A 16,507-nucleotide genomic window follows, 5' to 3' on the forward strand; every position below is an offset into this window, starting at 1 on the left:
GCCCGGACTATGCGTCCGAGACGCCCAGGCCCCGGGCCCGTTTTCCGGGGAACACGGTTCGAAGCTGTGCCCGGAACGTCAGTTCGCTGCGCCGGCTGACCGCGATGACGGAGAGCAGGCCTGTCAGCAGCACGATGGTGCCGCCGGCAGCCACCGACCAGCGCGCGCCGAATTCCGTGCCGATCCACCCCATGAGCGGCGCTCCGACGGCCGTGCCGCCCTGGAGGACGGCCAGGTAGAGGGCCAGTACCCGGCCCCGGAACTGCGGCTCCACGGAGAGCTGGATGGTGGTGTTGCAGCTGTTCAGGAAGGTGATCGAGGCCAGGCCCACCGGTATCAGCACTGCGGCGTAGAGCCAGAACGACGGCGACACGCTGCCTACCAGCGTGAAGAACCCGAGTCCCAGGGCCCCGCCGAGCATGAAGCGGAGCCGTGGGCCGGACCGGCGGGCCGCGAGCAGGGCGCCGGCCAAGGTGCCGACGGCCATGATGGAGCCCAGCAGCCCGAATTCACCCGGTCCCACCCCGAACTCCGCGGTGGACATCAGTGCGTTGGTGATGGGGAAATTCATGCCGAAGGCGCCAAGGACCCCCACCATGACCAGGATGAGCACCAGGTCCGGCCGGCCCCGCACGTACCGCAGTCCCTCGGCCACCTGGTGCTTGCCCCGGACTGCCAGCGTGGCCGGGGCCAGTTCTGAGGTGCGGATCCGGAACAGCGAGATGATGACGGCGGCGAAGCTGGCCGCGTTGAGCAGGAAGACCGGCCCGGTGCCCACCCAGGCAATCAGCACGCCGGCGATGGCAGGGCCGGTGAGCCTTGCGGTGTTGAAGGACGCGGAGTTCAGGGCCACCGCATTGGCCACCTTGTCCTGCCCCACCAGTTCGGAGACGAAAGCCTGGCGGGCCGGTGCGTCAATGGCGCTGGCCAGCCCAAGGCAGAGGGCGGCCAGGTAGGCGTGCCACAGCTGGGCGGTGCCCGTCACCACCAGGAGTCCAATGGCCAACCCGCACAGGCCCATCGCCAGCTGCGTCCAGAGCAGGATCACACGCTTGCGGTGCCGGTCCGCAAGCACGCCGCCGTAGGGGCCAAGCAGCAGCATCGGCAGGAACTGCAGGCCGGTGGTGATGCCCACGGCCGTGCCGGAGTGGCTGGTGAGGACGGTCAGTACCAGCCAGTCCTGCGCCACCCGCTGCATCCACGTGCCGATGTTGGAAACCAGCGCCCCGCCTGCCCATACGCGGTAATTGGGGTTCGCCAGCGCCTGGAACATGGCGCTCATTTGGCGGCCAGCTGCTGCATGATACGGGCCGCCCGGCTCAGGGTCCGGCGGTCCTCGTCGCTGAGGCCGGCCACGCGTTGGGCCAGCCAGGCGGTCCGCTGCTCGCGCGCCTCGGCCAGGATGGCATCGCCGGCCGGGGTGATTCCCACCTGGACCTGGCGTCCGTCCAGCGGATGGGCTGTCCGGGTTACAAAGCCCTGCTCGGTGAGGGCATTGACGATCCGGGTCATGGACGGCGCCTGCACGTGCTCGCGTTCTGCCAGTTCGCGGAGGGTCTGCGGGCCGCCGCCGTTCAGTTGGGCCAGGACCGTGTACTGGCCGGGTGTGATCACGTCACCGGTCGCTTCCACGCGGAGCCTGCGGGAGGTGCGCATCACCGCCGTCCGAAGGTCGATGGCCAGAATGTCCGGCTTGATGCTGTCCCTGGGCTCCCGGTCCGTTGCCATCACTGTGCGTTGCGCCTCCCACGAATTTACTTAGCACTGCTAATTAGCTCTGCTAACCATTATGCTCCGGCGGCGTGCAGGCGGCAAGTGCAGCGGTTGCCGCGGAGCACGTCGTCGAGCTCCAGGACTGACGTGGCGCGGCGGGAGGACTCGCAGGCGTCGAGGTGGGTTTGCCTGGCGGGCGTCAGTGACTCTCAGCCGGACGCAGGCGATATCAGTCGAAACGCAGCCGGTGTCCGGATCAGAACGTTCCACGAGTTGCCAGCAACACCCACGCCACCGAGCATCCACCCCAGTTTGTTCTTCTTCTGCGGTGCCTGGGGCCACCGATGTGGTCCGGGCTGAATGCCGTGACCATGAGGTGGTTGCATCCGTTGTCCCCCTGATCTCGTCTGGCAGCCGAGCCTGACTCTGCGCGGTGGCAGCTCGCTTGGGGATCGCGCGCGATGGGGAGTACTATTCGGGGCCGCAGCCGTCATGCGAGCATGGGCTCACGGAAACGCTGAGTAAGGGGACCTGATGAAATCCAACGAACTGCTGCTGGACGCCTTCGGCCGGATCCGGGAGACCGTGGAAGCAACCCTCGAAGGGGTCGACGGCGGGTCCCTGGTCCGGCGGCCCGCAGGCACCGGAAACTCGATTGCGTGGCTGATCTGGCACCTGGGCCGGGTGGAGGATGCGCAGGTCGCCTCAGCCGCCGGCCTGAAACAGGTCTGGACCTCGCACGGGTTTGCAGACCGCTTCGACCTGCCGCTTTCAAAGCGTGACACCGGGTACGGCCATTCGAGCGAGCAGGTCGATTCGGTGAAGGCCCCGCCGGCGCTGCTGCTCGAATACTATGACGCCGTTCACCGGCAGACAGTGGGCTTTCTGGAGACCCTCGGCGACGGGGATCTCGACCGGATCGTCGACACCCGCTGGGACCCGCCCGTCACCCTCGGCGTGCGGCTGGTCAGCACGATCGCCGACTGCCTCCAGCACGTGGGGCAGGCCGCGTACGCCAAAGGCTTGAACCGCGGGCGCGGGTAGAGCGGGCAAGGGGGAGTACGACGGCGGCGCCGGGTTTGCACCCGCCGGCGAGCCTCAGGTGTACATGAGGGAGCCCGGCGTGGTGAGGAGCTCACCGGTTTCCAGCCAGGTCTTCAGGCCGGAGAGGATCATCGGCCAGCCGCCGTAGAGCTGCTCGTTGGCGCCTTCGCGGAGCTGGTCGTGCGTGACGGTGAGGTGGCAGGAATCGTCGCCCACCGGCTCGATCTCCCACGTGATGCGCGACGCGCCTTCGGACTTGACGTCCTCGCCCCAGAGTGCGCGCATGGTCTGGACGAGCTTGCGCGGCGGGTCCACCTCGATGTTTTCGCCTTCGCCCAGGAGATCCCCGCCGTTGGGTCCCATCTCGAAGCGGCTGCCGGGCGTCCAGTCCGAGCTGATGGTCATGCCGAACTGGTACTTGCTGCGGATGTCGCTGTCCGTGATGGCTTCCCAGAGCCGCTCGGGGTGGTCTTGATATAGATTTCGAAGATCTTTTCCATGGGACTTTCCAATCGGGTTTTGAGGTCGCTGAGGGCAGCGGCCCATGGTTCGGCATATTTGCTGACCCAGCGGTCGTGGACCAGCCGGATGGGGACCGGATTCAGGAAGTGGAGTTTCTCCCGACCCCGACGGCGGGTGACCACCAGGCCGGCTTCCTCCAGTAGTTTGAGGTGCTTCATGACCCCGTAGCGGGTCATGTTGAAGCGTGCCTCGAGCGCGTGGAGGGTCTGCCCGTCTTCCCGGAATAGTTCGTCGAGGAGCTCGCGGCGGGTGGGGTCGGCGAGGGCCTTGAATACAGCGTCCACAAATTCAGAATAGGTGACCAATTGGTCACATGTCTAGGCTTTCTGAGGCAGCAACTGACGCCGACAGCCACGGGCAACCGGAGAAGCGTCGATTTTCATTGATGTGTCCGGGCAGCGGTGCAAAAATGATCGAAGCACTGTGTGTCCAACGCCAAAGACGGCGCCACTTGGGGATGACGCATGATCTCCATTGGAGGAACGGAATATGCTGCAGAACCAATGCCGGGGATGGAATAGGGTCGACGCGGGAGGGCCGCGGCCATGACGACACAGCCCCCGAAGATCCGCCGCCTCCGAGTGCCGGACATCAACGTCGTTGACCACCGGACGCTGAGGAAAGCGCTGGGCGGGACCATCGTCGGCAACACGATGGAATGGTACGACGTCGGCGTGTTCGGTTACCTGATCACCACCATGGGCCCGGTGTTCCTGCCCGAGGCGGACAAAGCCGTACAGAACCTGTTCCTGCTGGGAACCTTCGGCGCCACGTTTATCGCCCGTCCGGTGGGCGGGATGTTCTTCGGCTGGCTGGGCGACAAGATCGGCCGGCAGAAGGTGCTGGCCATGACCCTGATGCTGATGGCGGCGGCCACGTTCGTCGTCGGCCTCCTCCCGGGCTACACGGTGCTGGGCATCTGGGCCGCCGTTCTTCTCGTGGCCACCAAGCTGATCCAGGGGTTTTCCACCGGCGGTGAGTACGCCGGCGCCACTACGTTCGTCTGTGAGCATTCGCCGGACAGGCGCCGGGGCTTCTTCGTCAGTTTCCTGGACATGGGCAGTTACCTGGGCTTCGCCCTTGGCGCTGGGCTGGTTTCCGCCCTTCAGTTGGGGTTGGGGCAGGACCAGATGGAGGCGTGGGGCTGGCGCATTCCGTTCCTGATCGCCGGTCCGCTGGGCATCATCGCCATCTACTTCCGGATGAAAATTGAGGAGTCACCAGCATTTAAGGCAACCCTCGAAGCGGAAGACGAATCCGCCCGGCATCCTGAGACCGGCGAGGTGCTCGGGCCCGTGGGGCCGGTGGGCATTTTCAAGGCTCACTGGCGCAGGATCGTGCTGGCCATGATTCTAGTGGCTGCCGGCAATACGGTGGGCTACGCCCTCACGTCCTACATGCCCACGTACCTGACCAGCAACAAGGGATACGACGAGATCCACGGAACGCTGCTGACCATCCCCGTGCTGGTGGTCATGTCGTTGTGCATCCCCTTTACCGGTCGTCTTTCGGACCGGATAGGCCGACGTCCCGTGCTCTGGATCGGTGCCATCAGCACAGTGGTGCTGTCGACGCCGGCGTTCCTTCTGATCTCGATAGGAACGGTTCCTGCAACCATTACCGGCCTGGCCCTGGTCGCATTCCCCGTCACCTTCTTCGTCGCCAACCTTGCGTCGGCGCTGCCGGCTCTGTTCCCCACGGCCCACCGCTACGGGCCATGGGCATCGCCTACAACTTTGCCGTCGCCATCTTCGGCGGCACCACCCCTTCATCATCGCCTCCCTCATCCAGGTGACGGGCAACGACATGATGCCCGCCTACTACCTGATGGCCACCTCGGCGATCGCCGCAGTCACCATCTACTTCCTGCCGGAATCAGCCCGGCGCCACCTGCCCGGATCAATGCCTAGTGTCGACTCGGAAGAGGCGGCCCGCGAACTGGTGGCGACGCAGGATGAGAACCCACTGCTGGATATGGACACGCTGCCGTTTGACAGCAGCTATGAGGCCGCACGGGGGTCTCACGTGGGACATGAGGGGGACGACGCCCGGTAGTTGAGGGCGCACAAGATGGGTGGCACGAAGCGGCGCCCGTCACCCTCGGCGCAGCACTATTTCCGTAGCCAAGAATCGGTTCCATAATGGGTCCATAAGCTTCGGGGACCCTCGCGCGGTTGATGGCTGGCGCAGCGCAGCAGAGTCCCAGGTGGCTGCCCCGGTACTTGGCGGAACGGGCGGCCACGGTCACGGGACAAGATGTTCCGGAACCGCTACCGGGGGAGAACATCGCCATCAACGAGAGAACAATGCACAAAGGAAATCATCATGCTCAAGGATTTAGAGATCATGGCTGTCCTTCCCGCGAAGGACATCAACAGGGCGAAGGATTTCTATCGGGACAAGCTGGGGTTGGAACCTTCCGAGTCCCCTGAGGACGACAGCCTGATGTACCGCGCCGGCAAGGGAACGGGCTTCCTCGTTTACCAGACAGAGAATGCAGGGTCAGCCAAGAACACCCAGATGGGCTGGGAAACGGACAACCTCGAACGCGAGATGGAGGACCTGCGGGGCCGCGGCGTCGTCTTTGAAGACTACGATTTTCCCGGCCTGAAGACGGAGAACGGCATTGCCACGAGTGACTGGGGGAAGGCCGCCTGGTTCCTGGACAGTGAAGGGAACATCCTCAACATCTCTCAGCGCGCGTAGCAATCAACGCCCCCGCGGAGCAATGCGGTGAGCGCCACAAAACGGTACGGCCAGGCGTTCATGCGGAAAGAGAACGGCGTCGGCGCTCGCCGCTGCGGTCCCTCGCCGGGGCGGGCCACCGTCATCCATTTGTGCAGGGGGAGGGTGGCGAGGATGCCCTTCAATTCTGTCTCACTGTCTGCCCTCCAGAGGCCAAGCGTTCGCCACTCACCCGGCTCGACCGGAGGCCTCCACAGCCGGAGAAGGTGACCTTGCTCGGCCAGTTCTGCGGCCCTGAGCGCTTCCCGTGACCTGGTGTCCTCTACGGTCGCGTCTGCTGTTCCGTCGGGAACGTTTGTAATGAGGGTGGTCAGGAATTCCATTTCCTTCTTCTTCCTTACTAAACGGATTGGTGAGGGGCGTCGGCCCGGATGGCGGCTGGCAGTCGCCGTGCTTCGCGGGCGGTGGCGATGAGCAGGAGGATCGATTTGGTCGCGATCGACACGACGAGGAGCGTAACGGCGGCGAGCAATCCGACTGTGATGGCCTGCCAGGCAAGCGGCTGGAGTAGGTGCAGCCACGTGATGGCCAGCGCAGCGACACTCGCCACGGGGAAGGTGAATGACCAGAAGCCGAGCGAGAACGGCAGCGCGCAGTAGCGCGGCAACAGCAGCACCTGGATCATCATCATTAACGCCGTCATTGCCGTCAACCCCTCGAACACATGATCGGGTCGACCGCCGGAGATCGTAAGCCACGCTGCTGACGCGACTGCCGGGGGAGCCATCATGATCGCGAGTGTCGGGACGAGCGGTGCGGGCATGGTTGGACGGAGCGCGAGCCGGAGGAAGACGAAGACGGAGATCACCAGCCAGAAGAAGATGCCGATTGCGAAGCTTCCGACGGCAAGCCACTCAGGCCCCGTCTCTGCAGCAGTGAGTGCACCGACTAGACCGGCTGCACTGATGGGCAGGTAGTACCCGCCGTGAACGGATTCGAGTGGCATCTCCCCGCGCATCCAGAAGCTCAGAATCCATGCGGCGAACGCGGCCGCGGCGCCGAGGGAGATCAACGTCAGCACGGTTCCGGCAATCGGAATCGTGCGGTGAAGGGCCGCTCCGAGCAGCATCGCGGCGATGGGAAGCAATGCCGCAAGGGGACCCTGAGCGAAGTGCGTGAGCTGATGAGAGAGTGGTTGATCGGTGCGCGTGCCGCGGTACACGTGCACCGCGATGGTCCAGATCCAGGAGATCGCAGCGATCAGCCAGAACGCTTGCCCGAGCTCGAACGGGAGGCTGAGCGCGGAAGTCGCCACGGACCAAACTTGGGCGAGGCCCGCCAAGCCCAGTGGGATGGCGAGTGTGTTCAACGGGACACGCGTTCGCCCGCTTGTCGCAGGGGTGACGTGCGCCGAGAGGAGTTGAGCAGACAACGGAATGCCTTCCTGATAGGGGGGTGTCCCTATGTTTTTTGTCAAGCGTTGGGCCCCGGTTTTCTTTGCAAGTGGTGTGACCTGTTTGTGGGCAGAGATGCATGGCCAGCGGTGTGTCGCCGCCAGCTGACAGGCCAGGCCGTTCAGGCGCTTTGAGTCCCGGGTGCTTCGTATAGGGTGCCGTCGCGGAGCATTGCGAAGAGGACGTCGCAGCGGCGCCGTGCGAGGGCGATGAGGGCCTGGTTGTGGCGCTTGCCTTCGGCACGTTTGCGGTCGTAGTAGGCCCTTGAGAGTGGGTCTTTGAGCGCGGCGAAAGCGGAGAGGAAGAATGCCCGTTTGAGGCTTTTGTTGCCTTTTTTGGAAGGATGGTCGCCGCGGATCGAGGTGCCCGACCGCCACGTCACCGGGGCCAGTCCGGCGTACGAGGCAAGATGGCCGGCGGTCTTGAATTCCTTGCCCGCAACTTCGGTGATGATTCGCGCTTCCGTCCTGACCCCGACCGCCGGAATGGAGGTCAGGACGGTGTGAAGAGGGTGGGCCTCCACAAGCGCTTCGACCTGGGTGAGGATCTCGTCCCGGGACGTTCGCAACTGCTTGAGCATCGCTGCCAGCTGCGGCAGGACGATGCCTGCGGCGTTGGTGCCGGCGACCACGACGGTCTGCTCTCCCAAGGCGGTGAATACCTCGGCAGCCCAGGCCTTCCCGGCCCGCGGAGCGTGGCGGGACAGGAGCGTGGCGACCCTGTTCTGCCCGGCCTTGCGCAGAGTGGAGGGCGTGGGGTACTTGACCAGCAGCTCGGCCATGGCCGGGTGGTCCAAATGCATGCCAATGACCCGTTCCAGAGCCGGATGGACCTGCGCGAGCAACCCGCGGATCCGGTTTGAGGTGGCCGTGGCCTGCTTGGCCAGGTCATCATCAAAACCACACAACATCGACAGCTCCGCGGCCTGCTCGTCGGCGACGACGATGGAGCGAAGCGTGTGCGGCAGGGACCGGGCAGCCTCGGCAATTATCGCCGCGTCCCGGGCGTCCGTTTTGGCCTCGCCGGGGTGCAAGTCAGCGATGCGCCGCATGGCCAGACCGGGCAGGTAGCCGACCATAATGCCCTCTGCCTGTGCCACGGCGACCGGCAGGGCACCAATGGTGGAGGGCTGGTCAACGACCAACAGCACGCGTCCCTTGCCCGCTACGGCCTTGATGATGGAGCGTAATTTGGCCTCGTCCTGGGGCAGTGCCCGGTCGAGGATCTTCTTGCCCTGGCGATCGATGGCGACCGCGTGGTGATTGCTCTTGCCGACGTCAACACCGATGAAGATGTCGACGAGTTTATGGTCATTGATCAACGCAGACCTCCCAGAATTTGTGTCCGTCAAATCTGTGTTGGCATGTCCCGCGGCGGCAAGGCCCGGCATCCACGTTACGGCTGACCTACGCGGTGCTTCCTTGCGCTGGTCCGGTCCCCATTAGCGATCCCCTGGCGCCTATCGAATCCCGGTGACAACACCCCCCGGATCATTGATGACTGGGGGAATTAATCATGCCGGGACCGACAGGCCAACAACCCCAATTCTTACTCGATAAGGGCTACTAAGAAGGTAACGGGGGAGGGGACCCACGATTGGTCCCATCAGCAGTTTTTGACCTTGAAGTACAATATCACGCAGGTTACGCTTTTCCCATGGGCAGACCGATGCAGTTTGAGACGGACACAGCCGTCGACAAGGCGATGGACCTGTTCTGGCGTCAGGGGTACGCCGGGACCACGCCGCAGGAGTTGGCCAGTGAGCTGGGGATCGGCAAAGGCAGTCTCTACAACACGTTTGAGAGCAAGCACGCGCTGTTTATGCGGGCCCTTCGGCGCTACAGCGAGAGACGACTCGAGTACCTGACCGACCTGTTCTCAGCGCCTGGGCCGATCCGGCCGCGTCTCAAAGGAGCGATGACCGTCCTTGCCGGCGTAGGCGAGCACCAGCGGGGGTGCGTCATGGTCAATGCTGCCGCCGAGCTTGGCACCGCCGACGACGACGTAAACCGCATTGCGGACCACCTCTTCACACGGATCGAAGCTGTGTTTCGGCAAGCAATCGCGCAGGGACAAGAGTCCGGAGAATTCAGCATGGATCGGGATGCCGAGGCCGCCGCCAGCCAGCTGCTTGCTTCTGTGGTCGGGCTGAGCGTGCTCGTCAAGGCAGGTGGGCCGTTGGAGAGGTTCGGCGCCGTCGTCGACAGCATCGTCGACGGATTGTGACCTCGAAAAGAATCCACGATCAGACGTGGGCAGGCGCGCGGCTCAGTCTGATGTTGTGAAGAGTTCGATGCCGGCTGCGATTGCGACTTCCCGGTAGGCGTTTGCCAGGTCAGCGAGGCTCGCGTGCTTGTTTAGTCCGCTCGGGTTCGGCACCACCCAGACGGGGGCGCCGCCGAGAGGATCCGGCTGACGTCCCACCTTCGCCTGCGGCCGGGCGAAGGCGGTCCGGTAGGCGGTGATTCCCAGAACCGCCACTACTGCCGGAGCGACGCGTCCCACGCGCTCTGACAGCGCATCGGCTCCAGCGATAAGTTGTTCTGCCGTGAGTTCGTCCGCGCGTGCCGACGCTCCCGCAACGAGTGAAGTGATGCCGAGGCCACGCTCATGCAGATGTGCGAGGTCTTCGGGAAGGAAGCCCGCGGAAGCATCTATCCGCCGGTCGACGATGCCCGCCCGGTAGAGCGCAGGGTGGAAACGGTTGCTCCCGCCGCCACCGAAATGCGCCTGCACTGCAACGGCGCGCAGACCGGGATTAGTGCCCACGAACAGAAGCCGCGTGTGGTCCGCGAGCAGGTCCGGCAGGCTCCCGCCGCGGAACGAATCAAGCGCAGACCGAGTAAACCGCACCATTCCACCTTAGGGCCCGCGCCATCCGGCATGAAATTCCGGTCCCGTTTCCGGGTACCTGGCGGGGGAGGAAAGTGTTGGCCCAAAGGCAGTACCTGGCCGTGCTGTCCGCGGATCGGTGGATTGACTCACAGGGGACATGCGGGGACGGCGCCCGATAGCTGAGCGTGCGTCAGGTGCGGCTGTCCAGTACGGCCTGCAGTTTCTCGAACGACTCTGTCCAGCCGCCGCGGTGCAGGGCCAGCCGTTCCTCCGTCAGGAACGGTCCCTGAGAGAGCGCAAGGCGCGTGCCCTTGCCCGTGCCTTGGAGCGATAGCTCGACCACGGTTTTCCGGTCGTCCGGCATGGGTTCCTCGCATCGGAAGGAGCGGATCGAGCTTCTGGTTGTGTCTCGCCTGCAACTGCAGCCATACGAGCAGGCGCGTTTCGGGGTCGTCCAGGTCTATGCCGAAGAGGGCGGCCTCCACACGGGATAGGCGGTAGCGGACCGTGTTGACGTGCACGTCCAGGGACTTGGCGGCCTCGATCGCGTTACAGCCACAGCTCAGGTAAGCGTGGATGGTCTCTTCAAAAGATCTCCGATGCGGACAGGACCAGTTCTTTCGACGAGGCTGACAATTTCCGATCCCGCCGACGGCGCGACGTCCGCCAGTGTGGGCAGGGCATGATTCTCTGCCGCGGGGAGCACACTCACGGTACCGCCCGATACATTGTCTGGTAGTAGCTGCTAATACAAAGCCCCTGAATTCGTCGCTATGTCCATGGTGGTACGGAGTTCCGCTCCTACGCTGAACCGTAACGCACGCTCGCAGTGGAAAGGCCGTCATTGAAAATCCGCGAAGCCAGGCAGCTCGTCCAAGTCAAGGCCCCCGTGCTATCCCGACGACGCCGTGTGTTGGCCAACGCTTTTAATGTGGAGGAATACCGGAAATCGGCACGGAGAGTCCTGCCGGCGGGTATATTCGATTATCTCGACGGCGGCTCTGAAGACGAAGTGACGCTCCGCCGCAACCGCGCCGTCTTCGATTCGTGGGCGCTCATGCCCAGCTGGGGGCCGGTTACCGGTCCGGATACCAGCACCACGTTGCTCGGTAAACAAAGCGCATTGCCCCTGACTTTGACGCCAACCGGCGCAACCCGACTGTTCCATCCCGAGGGCGAGCTGGCCGTCGCGGCGGCCGCCAGCCGGGCCCGCATTCCGTACGGGCTGGCCGGGCTAAGCACCGTGGCCATGGAAACCATCGCGGCGAGCCACCCGGCACTCGACCGCTGGTTCAACATCGGGCTCACCTCCGACGCCCAGGCCCTGAAGGACAAACTGGCGCGCTGCGAGGCCGCCGGATTCACCACGCTGATTGTCGGCGTCGATACGCGGGCGCTCGGCGCCAGGGAACGGGACCTCCACAACGGCTTCACCGCGCCTCCGGCGCTGACGCTTTCAACCATCGCGGACATCGCCCGGCGGCCCTCCTGGTGGATCAACTTCCTGAAGTCGGACGGAATCAGTTTTCCGAACCTGGATCCGCGCAGTGCCGCGGCCACCTCCGTGGTCACCCCGTCCATGTGGCAGCACATCCTTGGCCACTCGGATGCCACCAGCGGGTGGACGGAACTGGAAGCCTTGCGCCAGGCGTGGCACGGCAAGATCGTGCTGAAGGGCTGCGTCAACCCGGCAGACGTCGCGAAAGCCGCCCGGATCGGCCTGGATGCCGTCCAGCTCAGCAACCACGGCGGCCGCCAACTGGACCACATGCTGAGTCCCATGGATGTGCTGCAGGAATCCCGCCAGCGGGTGGGCAATTCGATTGAGATCTATGTGGACTCGGGCATCCGCCGGGGCAGCGACATCCTCAAGGCGCTGGCGCTGGGCGCCGATGCCTGCTCGATCGGCAGGGCCTACCTGTACGGATTGGTGGCGGCGGGCTCTCCGGGCGTCGGGCGCATCATCGAGATCTTCTCGGACGAACTCCGGCGTACCATGACGTTAGTAGGCGTTTCCAGCATTTCCGAGCTGAAAGCTCGCGGCGGGGAAATTCTCCGGGACATCCGTCATTCCGGAGAAATCCTTGCAACAACAGCATCAGGCAATAAGCACTAACGAGTTCAGAACAAGTACACAGTGCCCCTCCCGCGGCGTTGCGGGAGCCAAAAACAATCCCTGAATAGCTAAGGAAGCCATGCGCACCCGATACCTAATTCCCGTCCTCACCATAGCCACGGCGCTCTCACTCTCCGGCTGCGTCGACAACAGCCAGCCGGCCGCCACCGGCTCGGCATCGGGAACCTCTGACGCCGTCGACGTGAAAAAGAATGACGCTATTGCCGCGATGCTCCCGGAGAAGATCAAGAACGCCGGCGTTCTTAACGTCGGCATGGCAAACAACTACCCGCCAAACGAATTCAAGGACGACAACGGTGCGCCGGCAGGCTGGTCAGTGGACCTGACCAACGCCCTGGGCAAGGTCCTGGGCTTGAAGGTCAACTTCGACATCGGCACCTTTGACAACATTCTTCCCGCCGTCAAGGCAGGAAAGGATGACATGGGCATGTCCTCCTTCTCGGACACACTGGAACGCGAAAAGCAGGTGGATTTCGTGAACTACTACTCTGCCGGGATCCAGTGGGCCGCCCCCAAGGGCAAGACCGTGGACCCCAACAACGCCTGCGGGCTCAAGGTGGCCGTCCAGGCAACCACGTATGAGGACACGCACGAAGTGCCTGCAAAGTCGAAGGCCTGCACCGACGCCGGCAAGCCGGCCATCACCATCTTCAAGTACGACGCCCAGGACCAGGCGACCAACGCACTCGTGGTGGGGCAGGTGGACGCCATGAGCGCCGATTCGCCTGTTACCCTCTTCGCGATTTCCAAGACCAAGGACAAGCTGCAGACCGCCGGCGACGCCTTCGAAGTGGCGCCGTACGGGATCCCCGTGGCCCATGGCAGCGAATTTACGCCGATCCTCCAGAAGGCGCTCCAGTCGCTGATCGACGACGGCACCTACACCAAGATCCTGTCCAAATGGGGAGTGGAAGCCGGCGGAGTCAAGAAGGCGGACCTCAACGTGGCAGCCAAGGGGTGATACACCATGAGCGAGCCGGAAACCGGCCGGATGATTGAGGCGGACCCCGGCAGGAAGCCGGATCCCGCCAGGAAGCCGCGGGCGGGCAGGGCAGGGGACGACGACGGCGCGCCGCCGGAGGCGATCATCGCCATCCCGCTGCGCCACCCCTGGCGGAACGTGGTGGCAGTGCTCCTCATCATCGGGCTGGCGGTCTTTGTGCTGGATGCCGCCCAGCGCCCGGACTACGGCTGGGCGGACGTGGGCAAGTACATCTTCGACCGCCGGATCAGCCAGGCTGCGTGGGTGACGTTGTGGCTGACCATCTACGCGATGATCGGCGCAATCGTGATCGGCCTGCTGCTGGCCATCATGCGCCTCTCGCCCAACCCTGTGCTGAAGAGCATCGCCTGGCTGTACATCTGGATTTTCCGGGGAACCCCGGTGTACGTGCAGCTGGTCTTCTGGGGCATCGTGGCGCTCATCTATCCGGTGTTCACGCTGGGAATCCCGTTCATGGACCCGTGGGTCACCGTCCCGAACGAGGTCTTCACCAACCTCTTCATCACCGCGGTGATCGGACTGGCCCTCAACGAGGCTGCCTACATGTCGGAGATCGTGCGGGCGGGCTTGCTGTCAGTGGACGAGGGGCAGGCAGAGGCGTCGACGGCGCTGGCCATGTCCTGGGGGCAGACCATGCGGTATGTGGTGGTCCCGCAGGCGATGAAGATCATCATTCCGCCCACCGGCAACGAGGTGATCTCGATGCTCAAGACCACCTCGCTGGTGGCGGCGATTCCGTTGAGCGTCGACCTCTACGGCGTGTCCCGGGGTATCTCCGCGGTGACGTTCACGCCGGTGCCGCTATTGATTGTGGCGTCGCTCTGGTACCTGCTCTTCACCTCGGTGCTGATGGTGGGCCAGCACTTCATCGAAAAGCGGTTCTCGCGCGGAACCGGAAGGGCCAAGACGGGCAAGCAAAGCACGACGGCGGTTCCCGGCGCACCGGGCGGTTCCGGCGGACCCGTCGTTCCCGGCGGACCGCTGGGCAATGACTTTGGAGGAAAAGGATGACGGACGCGCCGATGGTGCTCGCGGAGAAGGTCTCCAAGAATTTCGGCACCAATAAGGTGCTGCGCGGAATCAACCTCAAGGTCAACGCGGGGGAGGTTCTCTGCATGGTGGGACCCAGCGGTTCGGGCAAGTCGACGTTCCTGCGCTGCATCAACCACTTGGAACGGGTTGACGGCGGCCGGCTCTCGGTGGACGGCCAGCTGGTTGGCTACCGCCAGAAGGGGGACAAGCTCTACGAACTGAAGCTCAAGGAAGCAGCCTTCCAGCGCCAGGAAATCGGGATGGTGTTCCAGCGGTTCAACCTGTTTCCGCACCTGACCGCGGTGGAGAACATCATCCTGGCCCCGATGCGGGTGAAGGGTATCTCCAAGGCCAAAGCCACCGCGCGGGCCAAGGAACTGCTGGAGCGCGTGGGACTGGCGGACAAGGGCGATGCCTATCCGGCGCACCTGTCCGGCGGGCAGCAGCAGCGCGTGGCCATCGCCCGCGCACTGGCCATGGACCCGAAGCTGATGCTCTTCGATGAGCCGACCAGTGCCCTGGACCCGGAACTGGTGGGCGAGGTGCTTGACGTCATGAAGGAACTGGCCAAGAGCGGCATGACCATGATTGTGGTGACCCACGAGATGGGGTTCGCCCGGGAGGTGGCGGACACCCTGGTTTTCATGGATGAAGGCGTGGTGGTGGAGGCCGGGCCTCCCCGGCAGGTCCTCAGCGATCCGCAGCATGAACGGACCAAGGCGTTCCTGTCCAAGGTCCTCTGACGCCTGCTCAGGGTTCCGTCGGCTGCCCGGCCACGGGCGTCACCCGGATGCGGGCGATGCGGAGCCGGTCCATGGCGAGGACCGTCAGCATGTGGCCCGGGACCTCCACCCGGTCCCCGACGACGGGCATGCGGCCCAAACGGGAGATGACGAACCCGGCCACTGTCTCGTAGCGGCCCTCCGGCAGCGTGATGCCGGAGGCTGCCGCAAACTCCTGCAGGATCAGGCCGCCGTCCACGTCGATGGATCCGTTGGCCACGGTGACGCGGTCCTCGTGGTCGGCCCCGGTGTCGTATTCGTCGTAGATTTCGCCCACCAGTTCCTCCACCAGGTCTTCCAGGGTGACGATGCCGTCCGTGCCGCCGTATTCGTCCACCACCAGCGCTATGTGGTGGCCCAGCCTGCGCATCCGGGACAGCGTCGGCAGCACCCGGTTGGTTCCCGGCAGGGGGAGGAGTTCGCGGACTATGTCCTTCACCATTCCCTGGTCCTGCTTGCCATCCCGGGGCATCAGGTCGCGGATGTGGACGAAGCCCAGGACGTCGTCCGGGGTCCTGCCGATTACGGGAAAACGCGAATACGGGCCGTCCCGGACCATGCTGCGTGCGTCGGCAATGCTCATGGTGCCGTCGATGAACGTCACCTCGGTGCGGGGGCGCATGACCTCCTGCAGCGTGCGGTCCCCGGCGCCGAACACGTCGGTCAGGATGCGTCGGCTGCTTTCTTCCAGCAGGTCGCTCTCCGCCACCATGTCCCAGAGTTCCTCGGAACTGATGCCCTCGCGTTTGGCGTGCGGATCACCGCCAAAGAGCTTGACCACCGCGTCGGTGGAAACGGACAGCAGCCAGATGACGGGCCGCATGAATTCGGACAGGACCATCAGCGGCGGGGCCAGGACCTTCGTGAAGCCGACGGCGCTCTGCATGGCCAGCCTCTTGGGCACCAGCTCACCCAGCACCAGCGAGAGATAAGCCACCAGGAACGTCATGCCGATAAAGGCCACCGGCTCGGCCGCGGCGCCGAATCCCATGCCTTCCAGGATGGGTTCGATGTCGGGTGAAATGGTGGACGCGCCATAGGCGGCTGAGAAGAAGCCGGACAGTGTCACGCCGATCTGGACGGTGGAGAGGAACCGGTTGGGATTCCGGGCCAACGCCGCAGCCCGGGCCCCGCGTTTTCCCGTCTTTTCAATCCGGCGCACCTGGCTTTCCCGGAGGGACACCAGCGCCATTTCCGTGCCGGCAAAGACGCCGCCCAGCAGCACGAAAAAGAGAACCAAGGCGAAGTTGACCAACGTGCCGCTGTCCATGACCTGACACTACCGAATGCGGTCAACAAC

General features: G+C 64.3%; 15 protein-coding genes and 3 pseudogenes. 8 read left to right on the plus strand and 10 right to left on the minus strand.

The genetic code is table 11. The features are described from left to right. Window positions 1-7 precede the first annotated feature (7 nt). Both FCN77_RS05265 and FCN77_RS05270 read right to left on the minus strand, forming a co-directional pair. On the minus strand, window positions 8-1,282 hold the full coding sequence (locus FCN77_RS05265) for an MFS transporter (protein WP_137321417.1): 1,275 nt from the start codon (window positions 1,280-1,282) through the stop codon (window positions 8-10). After that, complete coding sequence (locus FCN77_RS05270; protein WP_137321418.1) at window positions 1,279-1,728, minus strand: MarR family winged helix-turn-helix transcriptional regulator; 450 nt, start codon at window positions 1,726-1,728, stop codon at window positions 1,279-1,281. The genes FCN77_RS05265 and FCN77_RS05270 overlap by 4 nt, the downstream gene beginning before the upstream one ends. 519 nt (window positions 1,729-2,247) lie before the next feature. Between FCN77_RS05270 and FCN77_RS05275 the strand changes: the two genes are divergently transcribed. Continuing rightward, window positions 2,248-2,757 carry a DUF664 domain-containing protein gene (locus tag FCN77_RS05275; protein ID WP_137321419.1) on the plus strand — a complete coding sequence of 170 codons (510 nt, stop codon included), beginning with the start codon at window positions 2,248-2,250 and terminating at the stop codon, window positions 2,755-2,757. 54 nt (window positions 2,758-2,811) lie between these two features. On the opposite strand, the pseudogene FCN77_RS05280 reads toward FCN77_RS05275, so the two are convergent. Next, window positions 2,812-3,563: pseudogene (locus FCN77_RS05280) on the minus strand (ArsR/SmtB family transcription factor). A 261-nt stretch (window positions 3,564-3,824) separates the two neighbouring features. Here FCN77_RS05280 and FCN77_RS05285 point away from each other — a divergent pair. Together FCN77_RS05285 and FCN77_RS05290 are read left to right on the plus strand one after the other, a co-directional pair. Further along, window positions 3,825-5,334: pseudogene (locus tag FCN77_RS05285) on the plus strand (MFS transporter). 270 nt (window positions 5,335-5,604) lie between these two features. After that, window positions 5,605-5,985, plus strand: a complete 381-nt coding sequence (locus FCN77_RS05290; RefSeq protein ID WP_137321420.1) for a VOC family protein — start codon at window positions 5,605-5,607, stop codon at window positions 5,983-5,985. On the opposite strand, the gene FCN77_RS05295 is transcribed toward FCN77_RS05290, so the two are convergent. The 3 genes from FCN77_RS05295 to FCN77_RS05305 all read right to left on the minus strand — a co-directional run bounded on the left by FCN77_RS05295 (window position 5,973) and on the right by FCN77_RS05305 (window position 8,739). Beyond that, window positions 5,973-6,347, minus strand: coding sequence for a muconolactone Delta-isomerase family protein (locus FCN77_RS05295; protein ID WP_137321421.1), 375 nt, complete (start codon window positions 6,345-6,347; stop codon window positions 5,973-5,975). The two genes, FCN77_RS05290 and FCN77_RS05295, sit on opposite strands and share 13 nt — an antisense overlap. Before the next feature lie 17 nt (window positions 6,348-6,364). Next, a complete protein-coding gene (locus tag FCN77_RS05300; RefSeq protein ID WP_217496231.1) occupies window positions 6,365-7,333 on the minus strand; it encodes a transporter in 969 nt (322 codons plus the stop codon). A 206-nt stretch (window positions 7,334-7,539) separates the two neighbouring features. Continuing rightward, the gene (locus tag FCN77_RS05305) at window positions 7,540-8,739 is read right to left on the minus strand and encodes an IS110 family transposase (RefSeq protein ID WP_254678593.1); all 1,200 of its coding nucleotides are present in this window, start codon (window positions 8,737-8,739) and stop codon (window positions 7,540-7,542) included. A gap of 347 nt (window positions 8,740-9,086) precedes the next feature. Here FCN77_RS05305 and FCN77_RS05310 point away from each other — a divergent pair, with 347 nt between their 5' ends. Then, complete coding sequence (locus tag FCN77_RS05310) at window positions 9,087-9,644, plus strand: TetR/AcrR family transcriptional regulator (RefSeq protein WP_217496232.1); 558 nt, start codon at window positions 9,087-9,089, stop codon at window positions 9,642-9,644. Between the two features lie 42 nt (window positions 9,645-9,686). Here FCN77_RS05310 and FCN77_RS05315 read toward each other — a convergent pair whose 3' ends face one another. The 3 genes and pseudogenes from FCN77_RS05315 to FCN77_RS26625 form a co-directional block, all read right to left on the minus strand. Then, a complete protein-coding gene (locus FCN77_RS05315) occupies window positions 9,687-10,271 on the minus strand; it encodes a mismatch-specific DNA-glycosylase (RefSeq protein ID WP_137324653.1) in 585 nt (194 codons plus the stop codon). A 172-nt stretch (window positions 10,272-10,443) separates the two neighbouring features. Further along, window positions 10,444-10,617: an SRPBCC domain-containing protein gene (locus FCN77_RS25840; protein WP_254678856.1), complete on the minus strand. Its 174-nt coding sequence runs from the start codon at window positions 10,615-10,617 to the stop codon at window positions 10,444-10,446. A gap of 106 nt (window positions 10,618-10,723) precedes the next feature. After that, a pseudogene (locus tag FCN77_RS26625) lies at window positions 10,724-11,098 on the minus strand (helix-turn-helix domain-containing protein); the annotation flags it as partial. 65 nt (window positions 11,099-11,163) lie between these two features. On the opposite strand from FCN77_RS26625, the gene FCN77_RS05325 reads away from it, so the two are divergent. From FCN77_RS05325 to FCN77_RS05340, 4 genes are all read left to right on the plus strand, one after another. Continuing rightward, window positions 11,164-12,369, plus strand: coding sequence for an alpha-hydroxy acid oxidase (locus FCN77_RS05325; protein WP_254678857.1), 1,206 nt, complete (start codon window positions 11,164-11,166; stop codon window positions 12,367-12,369). Window positions 12,370-12,448: 79 nt separating this feature from the next. Continuing rightward, a complete protein-coding gene (locus FCN77_RS05330; RefSeq protein ID WP_137321426.1) occupies window positions 12,449-13,351 on the plus strand; it encodes an ABC transporter substrate-binding protein in 903 nt (300 codons plus the stop codon). Between the two features lie 6 nt (window positions 13,352-13,357). Further along, the gene (locus FCN77_RS05335; RefSeq protein WP_137321427.1) at window positions 13,358-14,404 is read left to right on the plus strand and encodes an amino acid ABC transporter permease; all 1,047 of its coding nucleotides are present in this window, start codon (window positions 13,358-13,360) and stop codon (window positions 14,402-14,404) included. After that, a complete protein-coding gene (locus tag FCN77_RS05340) occupies window positions 14,401-15,168 on the plus strand; it encodes an amino acid ABC transporter ATP-binding protein (RefSeq protein WP_137321428.1) in 768 nt (255 codons plus the stop codon). The genes FCN77_RS05335 and FCN77_RS05340 overlap by 4 nt, the downstream gene beginning before the upstream one ends. Window positions 15,169-15,175: 7 nt before the next feature. On the opposite strand, the gene FCN77_RS05345 is transcribed toward FCN77_RS05340, so the two are convergent. Further along, window positions 15,176-16,477, minus strand: coding sequence for a hemolysin family protein (locus FCN77_RS05345; protein ID WP_137321429.1), 1,302 nt, complete (start codon window positions 16,475-16,477; stop codon window positions 15,176-15,178). Window positions 16,478-16,507 lie beyond the last annotated feature (30 nt).

This window comes from Arthrobacter sp. 24S4-2 (genome assembly GCF_005280255.1).
Lineage (GTDB): Bacteria > Actinomycetota > Actinomycetes > Actinomycetales > Micrococcaceae > Arthrobacter.

Excerpts from the sequence above, each read along its gene's own strand:
- FCN77_RS05265 (WP_137321417.1), bottom strand. The coding sequence starts at position 1,282 with ATGAGCGCCATGTTCCAGGCGCTGGCGAACCCCAATTACCGCGTATGG.
- FCN77_RS05270 (WP_137321418.1), bottom strand. The coding sequence starts at position 1,728 with ATGGCAACGGACCGGGAGCCCAGGGACAGCATCAAGCCGGACATTCTG.
- FCN77_RS05275 (WP_137321419.1), top strand. The coding sequence starts at position 2,248 with ATGAAATCCAACGAACTGCTGCTGGACGCCTTCGGCCGGATCCGGGAG.
- FCN77_RS05290 (WP_137321420.1), top strand. The coding sequence starts at position 5,605 with ATGCTCAAGGATTTAGAGATCATGGCTGTCCTTCCCGCGAAGGACATC.
- FCN77_RS05295 (WP_137321421.1), bottom strand. The coding sequence starts at position 6,347 with ATGGAATTCCTGACCACCCTCATTACAAACGTTCCCGACGGAACAGCA.
- FCN77_RS05310 (WP_217496232.1), top strand. The coding sequence starts at position 9,087 with ATGCAGTTTGAGACGGACACAGCCGTCGACAAGGCGATGGACCTGTTC.
- FCN77_RS25840 (WP_254678856.1), bottom strand. The coding sequence starts at position 10,617 with ATGCCGGACGACCGGAAAACCGTGGTCGAGCTATCGCTCCAAGGCACG.
- FCN77_RS05330 (WP_137321426.1), top strand. The coding sequence starts at position 12,449 with ATGCGCACCCGATACCTAATTCCCGTCCTCACCATAGCCACGGCGCTC.
- FCN77_RS05335 (WP_137321427.1), top strand. The coding sequence starts at position 13,358 with ATGAGCGAGCCGGAAACCGGCCGGATGATTGAGGCGGACCCCGGCAGG.
- FCN77_RS05340 (WP_137321428.1), top strand. The coding sequence starts at position 14,401 with ATGACGGACGCGCCGATGGTGCTCGCGGAGAAGGTCTCCAAGAATTTC.
- FCN77_RS05345 (WP_137321429.1), bottom strand. The coding sequence starts at position 16,477 with ATGGACAGCGGCACGTTGGTCAACTTCGCCTTGGTTCTCTTTTTCGTG.